The organism is Ramlibacter paludis (genome assembly GCF_022012305.1).
GTDB classification, from domain to species: domain Bacteria; phylum Pseudomonadota; class Gammaproteobacteria; order Burkholderiales; family Burkholderiaceae_C; genus Ramlibacter; species Ramlibacter paludis.
On the sequence record NZ_JAKLTM010000007.1, the window covers coordinates 204543 to 213466 of the forward strand.

An 8924-nucleotide genomic window follows, 5' to 3' on the forward strand; every position below is an offset into this window, starting at 1 on the left:
GTATCAAGTGCCGCCGGGAGATGAAGTTGCCGCGCTGGGGTGTTGTTCTGGTCTCTGGCGCGGGCGGAATACGAAGGAGTCATCATAAAAGGAAAAGTTCTCGTTCCCGGCCCACCAGCCCGGCACGCCCAGCACCGGCAGCGGCGTGAAAGGCTTGGCCGCCAGCCGCTCCGGCGTGCATTGCAAGGACAGCCAGGCGTCGTCGCCCGCTTCCGAATCAATAGCGCACTGGCCGCGCCAGACATGGGCCGTCAGCCCTTTTCGCGGCGAAGCGAGTTGCTCCAGCAAGGCATGGCCGAAGACCATGAAGCGCGCCTGCGCCCACAGCGGCCGCAGGTCGACGAACAGCTCGCGCCAGGCGCGCGCCTCCAGGGCCTCCCACAGCGGCGGCGGCGCGAACAGCAGCGCGCCGTTCTCGTCGAACACCGTGATCGCGTCGCGCACCGGCCCGCGCCGGGCGCCGACGCCGGCACGGGCGATCTCCTGCGCTTGCAGCCGATTGAGCGCCCGCTTGGTGTGCGGAAAGCGCAGCCACGCCAGGCCGTTGAAGAAGTCGTGCAGGCCCGGCCGCACCGGGCAGCAGCCGGATTCGAAGATGAAGCGTTCGTAGGCGGTGCCGGCCGGCAGTTCTTCCTGGCCGACGAAGCGCACCGGGGCGCAACCCATCGAGTTGAGCGCCGCCGCCGGCGATGCGCCGAGTTGCACGGCTGCGGCCACCGGTTCGCCCAGGGCGCGCCACGGCGCGTACCAGGGCTGCGTCCAGTCGACTCCGCTGCTCACTTGCGGCGCGGCGCCCGTTTCTCGCGCACCGACACGTTGGACTTGCCCTCGTCGGCCAGCTCGAACAGGCCGGTGGCCGCCAGCAGCTTGGTCAGCGTGGAATAGCCGTAGTTGCGCTGGTCGAACGACGCCTGGTTGCCGATCTGCTGCCGCACTTCGTTGACGCGCGACCAGCCCTCGTCGTCCTCGGCCGAACGCACCGCGTTGCGCAGCAGTTCGACCAGCTTCCTGTCCTTCTGCAGTTCCGCGGTCGACATGCGGATGGCCTGCGGGCGCTCCGACTCGCCCTCCCCGTCACCCGCGGCCGGCCGCAGGTCGTCCAGGAACAGGAAGCGGGAACAGGCGTTGACGAAGGCCTCGGGCGTCTTGCGGGCGCCGAAGCCGTAGACCGCGGAACCCTTGGCGCGCAGGTGCATCACCAGCGGCGTGAAATCGGCGTCCGAGGAGACGATGCCGAAGGCTTCCGGCTTGTCGGTGTACAGCAGGTCCAGGGCGTCGATGATCATCGCCATGTCGCTGGCATTCTTGCCCTTGCTGTAGTCGAACTGCTGCATCGGCCGGATCGCGTGCTCGTGCAGCTGCTCCTCCCAGCCCTTCAGCTCGTTCTTCTTCCAGTTGCCGTACGCCCGGCGCACGTTGGTCTCGCCGATGGTGGACAGCTCGTTGAGGATCAGGCCGATCTTGGAGGCCGGCGAGTTGTCGGCGTCGATCAGCAGCGCCACACGGGGCTTGCCGTTCATGCCGCCACCCGCCACGGCAGCGTCTCGCCGCCGCGCAAGGGTTTCAGTTCGGCCTCGCCGAAGGGCACGCTTTCCGGCAGCGTGAAGGGCTCCTTCTTCAGCGTCAATTGGCCGCTGTTGCGGGGCAGGCCGTAGAAGTCGGCGCCGTGGAAGCTGGCGAATCCCTCCAGCTTGTCCAGCGCGCCCACGCTGTCGAAGGCTTCGGCGTAGAGCTCCATCGCCGACAGCGCCGTGTAGCAGCCGGCGCAACCCAGCGCATGCTCCTTCAGCACGGCCGGGTGCGGCGCGCTGTCGGTGCCCAGGAAGAAGCGCGGACTGCCGCTGGTGGCCGCCTCGACCAGCGCCAGCCGGTGCGTCTCGCGCTTGAGGACCGGCAGGCAGTAGTAGTGCGGGCGGATGCCGCCGGTGAAGATGGCGTTGCGGTTGTACAGCAGGTGGTGCGCCGTGATCGTGCCGCCGATGAAGGGGCCGCCATCGCGCACGTAGTGCGCGCCCTCACGCGTGGTCAGGTGCTCCATCACGATCTTCAGTTCGGGGAAGTCGCGCCGCAGCGGAATCAGCTGGCGGTCGATGAAGACGGCTTCGCGGTCGAACAGGTCGACGCTCGGGTCGGTGACCTCGCCGTGCACCAGCAGTAGCAGGCCGGCGCGCTGCATGGCTTCGAGCGTCTTGTAGGTCTTGCGGATGTCGGTCACGCCGGCGTCGCTGTTGGTGGTGGCACCGGCCGGATAGAGCTTGAGGGCGACCACGCCGGCCGCCTTGGCGCGCGCGATTTCCTCGGGCGCCAGGTTGTCGGTGAGGTAGAGCGACATCAGCGGCTCGAAGCGCACGCCCTTGGGCACCGCGGCGAGGATGCGCTCGCGGTAGGCCTGCGCCAGCGCCGCGGTGGTCACCGGCGGCCGCAGGTTGGGCATGATCAGCGCGCGGGCGAACTGGGCCGCCGAATGCGGCACGACGGAAGCCATGGCCGCCCCGTCCCGCACGTGCAGGTGCCAGTCGTCGGGGCGGGTGATGGTGAGTTGCATAGGTGCTAGGTGCTAGGTGCTGGGGACTAGGGGAATACCGATGGTAGCGCGCGCTGCCCGGACTCCTTCCCTAGCCCCTAGAACCTAGCACCTAGCCCCTGCTTCTCAATGCGACAGGATCTTGTTCAGGAAGTCCTTGGTCCGCGGCTGCCGGGCCTCGGGATTGCCGAAGAACTCTTCCTTGCTGCAGTCTTCCAGGATGCGGCCGCCGACGTCGATGAAGATCACGCGGTTGGCGACCTTGCGCGCGAAGCCCATCTCGTGCGTGACCACCATCATGGTCATGCCTTCCTTGGCCAGCGTCACCATCACATCCAGCACTTCGCCCACCATCTCGGGGTCGAGCGCCGAAGTCGGCTCGTCGAACAGCATCACGATCGGGTCCATCGACAGCGCGCGGGCGATCGCCACGCGCTGCTGCTGGCCGCCGGACAGCTGGCCGGGGTACTTGTCCTTGTGCGCCATCAGGCCCACGCGGTCCAGCACCTTCAGGCCGCGGGCCTTGGCTTCGTCCAGCGAGCGGCCCAGCACCTTGACCTGCGCGATGGTCAGGTTCTCGGTCACCGACAGGTGCGGGAACAGCTCGAAGTGCTGGAACACCATGCCTACGCGGCTGCGCAGCTTGGGCAGGTCGGTTTCCTTGGCGTTGACCTGCACGCCGTCGACGAAGATCTCGCCCTTCTGGATCGGCTCCAGCGCGTTGACGGTCTTGATCAGCGTGGACTTGCCCGAACCGGAGGGGCCGCACACCACGACCACGTCCTTCTGCTGGATCTGCACGCTGCAGTCCTGCAGCACTTGCACCGGACCGTACCACTTGGACACGTTGCGGATGTCGATCATCGGTTTGTCGCTCATGGCGGGTCCTTATCGAATGATGGCGATCTTCGCCTGCAGCCGCTTCACCAGCCAGGACAGCGTGAAGCAGATCGCGAAGTAGACGACGGCGGCGAGGATGTAGGCCTCGCGCGGATGGCTCAGGTTGTTGCCCGCTACGGTGAAGCCGTGCAGCAGGTCGCCTGCCGTGATGATGTAGACCAGCGAGGTGTCCTGGAACAGGATGATGGTCTGCGTCAGGAACACCGGCGTCATGTTGCGGAAGGCCTGCGGCAGGATCACCAGCCGCATGTTCTGCCCGTAGGTCATGCCCAGCGCCTGGCCGGCGTAGACCTGGCCGCGCGCGATCGACTGGATGCCGGCGCGCACGATCTCGGAGAAGTACGCCGCCTCGAAGGCGATGAAGGTGATCACCGCGGTCATCTCGGCGCCGATCGGCCGGCCGATGATGAAGGGCACCAGCAGGAAGAACCACAGCAGCACCATCAGCAGCGGGATCGAGCGCATGCCGTTGACGTACACCGTGGCCGGCCACACCAGGAAGGGCTTGCCGGACAGGCGCATCAGCGCCAGCACGGTGCCGAACAGCGTGCCGCCCAGGGTGGCCACCGCCGTCAGCGCCAGGCTGAAGTACAGGCCCTTGAGAATGTAGGCGCGGAAGACCTCGCCCGTGAAGACGGAAAAGTCGAGGGCGGCCATATCAGGCTCCGCCCGGCCGCCCGAAGGAGCCTGAAGCCCCCTCGGGGGGCAGCGCATTACACGAAGTGAAAAGCGTGGGGGTCATATCAGTGTCCGCCTCCGCCGGTGCTGGCCACGAAGCCCGGCACCCGCACCCGCTTTTCGATGAACGCCATGATGCGGTTGATGGCGAAGGCGGAGATGATGTAGAGCGCCGTCACCGCCATGTAGATCTCGATGCCGCGGGAGGTTTCCTCCCCGGCCTGCTGCGCGAAGAAGGTGAGCTCGGTCACCGACACGGCGTAGGCGACGGAAGAATTCTTGAAGATGTTCATGCACTCGCTGGTGAGCGGCGGCATGATGATGCGGTAGGCCATCGGCAGCAGCACGTAGCGGTAGTACTGCGGCGTGGTGAAGCCCATCGCCATGGCGGCGTAGCGCTGGCCGCGCGGCAGCGCCTGCACGCCGGCGCGCACCTGCTCCGCGATGCGCGCGGAGGTGAAGAGGCCCAGGCCCATGACCACCAGCACCAGCTTGGGCATGTTGGCGAAAGCCGGGATCAGCACCGGCATCACGTGGTACCAGAGGAAGATCTGCACCAGCAGCGGGATGTTGCGGAACAGCTCGACCCACCAGTTGCCGATGCGCGTGAGCACCGGGCTGTCGGGCAGCGTGCGGATGATGCCGATCAGCGACCCGACGACCAGGGCCACCAGCAGCGAGAGCGCCGCGACCAGCACGGTCTGGCCCCACGCCGAAATCAGCCAGTCGAGGTAGGTCTGCGTGCCGTTGGCGCCGCCCGAGCCGAAGCAGCCCTTGACCGGCGTCTTGTCGATCGTGTCCAGGCAGAACACCTGCCACTCCAGCGCCATGCCGCCTCCTCGTTCTTCTTTGCTGTTGCAGCCGGCCGCGCGCGAGCGCGGCCGGTGCGGGGCTTCTTACTTGTTGAACTCTTCCGCCGGGGCGTCGGAAGGCTTCTTCACCAGGTCCGACATGATCTTGCCCATGGGCAGGTTCACGCTGGTGTCCTTCGGGGGGATCGGCTTCATGAACCACTTGGTGTACAGCAGGTTCAGCTCGCCGTCCTTCATGGCACCGCGGATGTAGTCGTCCACGGCCTTCTTGAACTTCGGGTCGTCCTTGCGGACCATGATGGCGATCGGTTCGACGTTCAGGGTCTCGCCGACGATATGGAAGTCCTTGGGCGACTTGGAGCTGGCGATCAGGCCGGCCAGGATGTTGTCGTCCATCACGAAGGCGTCGGCGCGGCCGGACTCGAGCAGCAGGAAGCTGTCGGCGTGGTCCTTGCCGTAGACCTCGTTGAACTGGATGCCCTGGGCGCGCTTGTTCTTGCGCAGCAGCGCCACCGAGGTGGTGCCGGTGGTGGTGGCCACGTTCTTGCCGTTCAGGTCGGCGACCGACTTGATCTTGGAGCTGGTCTTGACCGCGGTGCGCACTTCCGTGACGTAGGTGGTCAGCGCGAAGGCCACGTCCTTCTGGCGGGTGGCGTTGTTGGTGGTCGAGCCGCACTCGATGTCGACGGTGCCGTTCTGCACCAGGGGAATGCGGTTGGCGGAGGTGACCGGCACGTATTCGACCGGGACGCCCGGCAGCACGGCCTTCAGGATGCGCTGGCAGAGTTCGACGTGGTAGCCGGTGAACTGGTTGTTGCCCAGCGTGTACGACAGGGGCGCGGACGATTCACGCACGCCCATCACCACCTTGCCGGCGGACTTGGCCTTGGCGAGGGTGTCGTTGGCCTGGGCCAGGGCGCCGGTGGCGGCGACGGCAGCGATGGCGAACGCCAACAGTTGCTTCTTCATTCAAATCTCCTTGTGATGCGTCTCAAAACGCGAAAGCGATGCGATTCTAGGCTGAGCCCCGCCAAAAGCACCCGAAAGCAGGGTTTATGCCCGGTCGCCCGCCAGGAACTGCCAGAGGGCCTGCGCCGTGCCCTTGGGCGCCTCGCGCGCCCCGGGTTTTTCGCGGTAGGCGCGCAGCTCCATGGTCACCGTGAGGCCCGGCAGTTCCGGGCCGGCGGCGTTCACCAGCCGGCGCGCCCGCAGCTCCTTCTTCACCGCGCTGTGCGGCAGGAAGGCGATGCCCAGGCCCTCCAGCGCCATCACCTTCAGGCCTTCGGCCATGTCGGTTTCATAGACGCGGTCGAGGTGGATGGCGGTGCCAGCCTGTTTCACGGCGAGGTCCGCCACGCGTCCCAGGTAGGCCCCGGGCGCGTAGCCGAGGTAAGGCAGCGGATGGCCCTGCCGCCCAGGCAGCTTGAAGAGGGGCTGGCCCTCGGCGTCGGGCTTGCAGTACGGCGCCAGCGATTCCTCGCCCAGCGTCAGCATCTCGTAGCGCACCGGGTCCAGCTGCAATGGCTGCGAATCGTGGTGGTAGGCGATCAGCACGTCGCAGCTGCCTTCCACCAGCCGCATGGCGGCGTCGTGCACGTTCAGCGCGATCAGGCGGCTCTTGATGGGGCCGAACTTCTCGCGCAGGCTGGAGACCCAGGCCGGAAAGAAGGTGAAGGCCAGCGTGTGCGGCACGGCGAACTCGATCACGTCCTGCCCGGCGGCCGCGTGCCCGCGCAGCATGGCGCGCGTGCTTTGCAGCGCCTGCAGCATCTCCAGCGATTGCGCGTACAGGGTCTCACCCGCCGGCGTCAGGCGCGTCGGGTAGGAGCTGCGGTCCACGAGGTCCGTGCCGGCCCAGGCTTCCAGCGCCTGGATGCGGCGCGAAAAGGCAGGCTGCGTCACGTGGCGCAGCTGCGCCGAGCGGCTGAAGCTGCGCGTCTCGGCCAGGCTGACGAAATCTTCCAGCCACTTGGTTTCCATGGCGGCGATTATCGCGGGGGCCGCACCCCGGGTATGCCCTAGCGAAGAGGGGTGCGCGCCAGGCGCTTGGCGTTGGCCGTCGCCTTGCGGTGCACCGGCGCCAATGCCTGCGACAAGATGTGATTGGTGTCGATCGAAGGCATGCGGGCGCCCTGCAGCGCGGCCAGCCAGGCCTTCTGCCACATCTGCGCCATCGCCCAGCCCATGCCGAACCACGACTGCCAGAAGGCGACGAGCTTTTCCTGGCCCATGCCTTGGAACTCCTTGCGGTCGCGGGCGCTGAGCGTCGGGCCGGCCAGCGCCATGCGCGTGAGGCGGTGGGCCACCACCTGCGGTACGGCCAGGGCCAGTTCGCCGGCCTGGCGCGAAAGGTGGGCGGAGGAGCGGCGGCGTGTGTTCATGGGCCCATTCTGCGCAGCGGCCGCGCCGCGGCGCTGTCGGCCAAAGCCTCAGAACTCGACCAGATACGCCGACACGCCGGCCCCATCGATGCGCAGTTCGCCCGCCGAAATCGGCAGCTGGAAGCGCCGCGGCCCCGCGCTGCCCGGGTTGACGTGCAGCACGCCCTGGCGTTGCTCGATCCGCGGCTTGTGCGAATGGCCGCAGACCAGCACCTGGATGCCGGCGCCCGGGGGGTCGAGATCGAGGTCGGCCACGTCGTGCAGCATGTGCACCCACACGTCCTCGAAGCGCACGATCTCGCTGGCCGCGAGCCGGTCGGCCCAGCCGCCGCGATCGTTGTTGCCGCGCACGGCGGTCACAGGCGCGAGGGCGCCGAGCTGCTCGAGGACGTCGGCCGTGCAGATGTCGCCGGCGTGCAGGATGTGGTCGCTGCCGCGCAGGAAGTCCAGGACTTCGGGGCGCAGCAGGCCGTGGGTGTCGGAAATCAGGCCGATGCGGAGCATGCCCGCATCATGAAAGAACCCGGCCCTCCTTGGGGAAGACGCCGGATTTCAATTGCTCGTCGGTGAGGTTGGGGCCTTGCCAGACCACCGCCTGCGAGGCGCCGGCGCCCTTGGCCAGCTCCTGGAAGCCGCGGATCTCCAGCTGGGTGAAGCCGCCGGCCGGGTCGTCCTGCAGGTGCATCACCACGCGGGGCCCGCCGAACAGCGAGCGGCTGCCCTTCACTTGCGCCATCAGGGTGCGCAGCAGCAGCTCGGCGGCGCCGAAGTCCGCCAGCAGCGTGCGCGGATGCGCAAACGGATTGAGCACCTGCACGTTGCGCGACTCCTGCTTGCGCGCCTTGGCCCCGACGGCCACCACCTTGGGCTTGCGGCCCTTGGCCAGCGCGATTTCCGGCGAGGTCGTGACCGATTCGCCCGACTTCGCGTTGCGCAAGGTCAGGCGATGCGGGGAAACCTGGACGTAGATCAGCGTGGCCATGGGACTCAGAGCGGGGGGACGGAAGCGGCGGCGAAGGCCTCCACGGCGCAGGCGACAAGCGCGAGCGCTCCGAACGAACGGATCTGCATGGGGGCCCTCCTTGAATTTGGCAATGCACGGCTCTTGCGGCCGCGCCAGCACTATAGCGGGGGCGAGGTCCGCCCCGCCAGTCCCCTTACGGCTTGGCCGGCGCCACGGGGTTGCCGCGGTCGAACACGATGCGCCACTGCCCCGGGGCTTCCAGCCGCCAGATGGAGGTAAAGCGGGCGAAGATCACGCCTTCGGGGTTCTTCACGGGACCGGAACTGAGCGCCAGGGTCCCTGAATCCAGGACTTCCACCTCGTCCGGCTCCCACGAAAAAGGCGCCTGCGGAGTGTTGTAGAAACGCTGCCAGAACGCCGTCACCGCCGCCTTGCCCCGCAGCGGCGTGGGGCCGCTGAAGAACACCGCCTCCTCCGACAGGAAGCTGGAGAAAGCCTGCAGGTTGCGGTCGGCCATCGTGCGGGCAAAGGCGCGCTCGGTCGCCATCACCTGCTCGCGCGCCGCGGCGATGTCGGCCTTGCCGGCAGCGCCGGGCGCGCCGGGCATCATGCTGCAGCCGGCCAGGGCCAGCGTCGCGGCCAGCATGGGGACTAGTTTCATCGTC

Annotated in this window: 12 protein-coding genes; all 12 read right to left on the reverse strand. The window is 67.6% G+C overall.

Annotated features, from left to right (window positions below):
• Positions 1 to 3: 3 nt before the first annotated feature.
• The 12 genes from LZ009_RS21550 to LZ009_RS21605 all read right to left on the reverse strand — a co-directional run bounded on the left by LZ009_RS21550 (position 4) and on the right by LZ009_RS21605 (position 8920).
• The gene (locus LZ009_RS21550) at positions 4 to 780 is read right to left on the reverse strand and encodes a DUF3025 domain-containing protein (protein ID WP_275700031.1); all 777 of its coding nucleotides are present in this window, start codon (positions 778 to 780) and stop codon (positions 4 to 6) included.
• Positions 777 to 1520 carry an NYN domain-containing protein gene (locus LZ009_RS21555; RefSeq protein WP_275700032.1) on the reverse strand — a complete coding sequence of 248 codons (744 nt, stop codon included), beginning with the start codon at positions 1518 to 1520 and terminating at the stop codon, positions 777 to 779. Before LZ009_RS21555 ends, LZ009_RS21550 begins: the two co-directional genes overlap by 4 nt.
• The gene (gene pyrC, locus LZ009_RS21560; protein ID WP_275700033.1) at positions 1517 to 2545 is read right to left on the reverse strand and encodes a dihydroorotase; all 1029 of its coding nucleotides are present in this window, start codon (positions 2543 to 2545) and stop codon (positions 1517 to 1519) included. The genes LZ009_RS21555 and pyrC overlap by 4 nt, the downstream gene beginning before the upstream one ends.
• A gap of 105 nt (positions 2546 to 2650) precedes the next feature.
• On the reverse strand, positions 2651 to 3388 hold the full coding sequence (locus tag LZ009_RS21565) for an amino acid ABC transporter ATP-binding protein (protein WP_275700085.1): 738 nt from the start codon (positions 3386 to 3388) through the stop codon (positions 2651 to 2653).
• A 24-nt stretch (positions 3389 to 3412) separates the two neighbouring features.
• Complete coding sequence (locus LZ009_RS21570; protein ID WP_275700034.1) at positions 3413 to 4081, reverse strand: amino acid ABC transporter permease; 669 nt, start codon at positions 4079 to 4081, stop codon at positions 3413 to 3415.
• Between the two features lie 86 nt (positions 4082 to 4167).
• Complete coding sequence (locus tag LZ009_RS21575; protein ID WP_275700035.1) at positions 4168 to 4932, reverse strand: amino acid ABC transporter permease; 765 nt, start codon at positions 4930 to 4932, stop codon at positions 4168 to 4170.
• A gap of 66 nt (positions 4933 to 4998) precedes the next feature.
• Positions 4999 to 5883, reverse strand: a complete 885-nt coding sequence (locus LZ009_RS21580; RefSeq protein WP_275700036.1) for an amino acid ABC transporter substrate-binding protein — start codon at positions 5881 to 5883, stop codon at positions 4999 to 5001.
• Positions 5884 to 5967: 84 nt separating this feature from the next.
• The gene (locus tag LZ009_RS21585) at positions 5968 to 6894 is read right to left on the reverse strand and encodes a LysR substrate-binding domain-containing protein (protein WP_275700037.1); all 927 of its coding nucleotides are present in this window, start codon (positions 6892 to 6894) and stop codon (positions 5968 to 5970) included.
• 38 nt (positions 6895 to 6932) lie between these two features.
• A complete protein-coding gene (locus tag LZ009_RS21590) occupies positions 6933 to 7295 on the reverse strand; it encodes a polyhydroxyalkanoate granule-associated phasin (protein WP_275700038.1) in 363 nt (120 codons plus the stop codon).
• A gap of 48 nt (positions 7296 to 7343) precedes the next feature.
• The gene (locus LZ009_RS21595; protein ID WP_275700039.1) at positions 7344 to 7799 is read right to left on the reverse strand and encodes a metallophosphoesterase family protein; all 456 of its coding nucleotides are present in this window, start codon (positions 7797 to 7799) and stop codon (positions 7344 to 7346) included.
• Between the two features lie 7 nt (positions 7800 to 7806).
• Positions 7807 to 8277: a rod shape-determining protein gene (locus LZ009_RS21600; RefSeq protein WP_275700040.1), complete on the reverse strand. Its 471-nt coding sequence runs from the start codon at positions 8275 to 8277 to the stop codon at positions 7807 to 7809.
• 175 nt (positions 8278 to 8452) lie between these two features.
• Positions 8453 to 8920 (reverse strand): YybH family protein, encoded by a 468-nt coding sequence (locus LZ009_RS21605; RefSeq protein ID WP_275700041.1) that lies wholly within the window; start codon positions 8918 to 8920, stop codon positions 8453 to 8455.
• Positions 8921 to 8924: the final 4 nt, after the last annotated feature.

Bases quoted from the DNA above. Each gene is read 5' to 3' on its own strand.
- LZ009_RS21595 (WP_275700039.1), bottom strand. From the start codon at position 7,799: ATGCTCCGCATCGGCCTGATTTCCGACACCCACGGCCTGCTGCGCCCC.
- LZ009_RS21570 (WP_275700034.1), bottom strand. From the start codon at position 4,081: ATGGCCGCCCTCGACTTTTCCGTCTTCACGGGCGAGGTCTTCCGCGCC.
- LZ009_RS21555 (WP_275700032.1), bottom strand. From the start codon at position 1,520: ATGAACGGCAAGCCCCGTGTGGCGCTGCTGATCGACGCCGACAACTCG.
- LZ009_RS21590 (WP_275700038.1), bottom strand. From the start codon at position 7,295: ATGAACACACGCCGCCGCTCCTCCGCCCACCTTTCGCGCCAGGCCGGC.
- LZ009_RS21580 (WP_275700036.1), bottom strand. From the start codon at position 5,883: ATGAAGAAGCAACTGTTGGCGTTCGCCATCGCTGCCGTCGCCGCCACC.
- LZ009_RS21605 (WP_275700041.1), bottom strand. From the start codon at position 8,920: ATGAAACTAGTCCCCATGCTGGCCGCGACGCTGGCCCTGGCCGGCTGC.
- LZ009_RS21565 (WP_275700085.1), bottom strand. From the start codon at position 3,388: ATGATCGACATCCGCAACGTGTCCAAGTGGTACGGTCCGGTGCAAGTG.
- LZ009_RS21585 (WP_275700037.1), bottom strand. From the start codon at position 6,894: ATGGAAACCAAGTGGCTGGAAGATTTCGTCAGCCTGGCCGAGACGCGC.
- LZ009_RS21600 (WP_275700040.1), bottom strand. From the start codon at position 8,277: ATGGCCACGCTGATCTACGTCCAGGTTTCCCCGCATCGCCTGACCTTG.
- pyrC (WP_275700033.1), bottom strand. From the start codon at position 2,545: ATGCAACTCACCATCACCCGCCCCGACGACTGGCACCTGCACGTGCGG.
- LZ009_RS21575 (WP_275700035.1), bottom strand. From the start codon at position 4,932: ATGGCGCTGGAGTGGCAGGTGTTCTGCCTGGACACGATCGACAAGACG.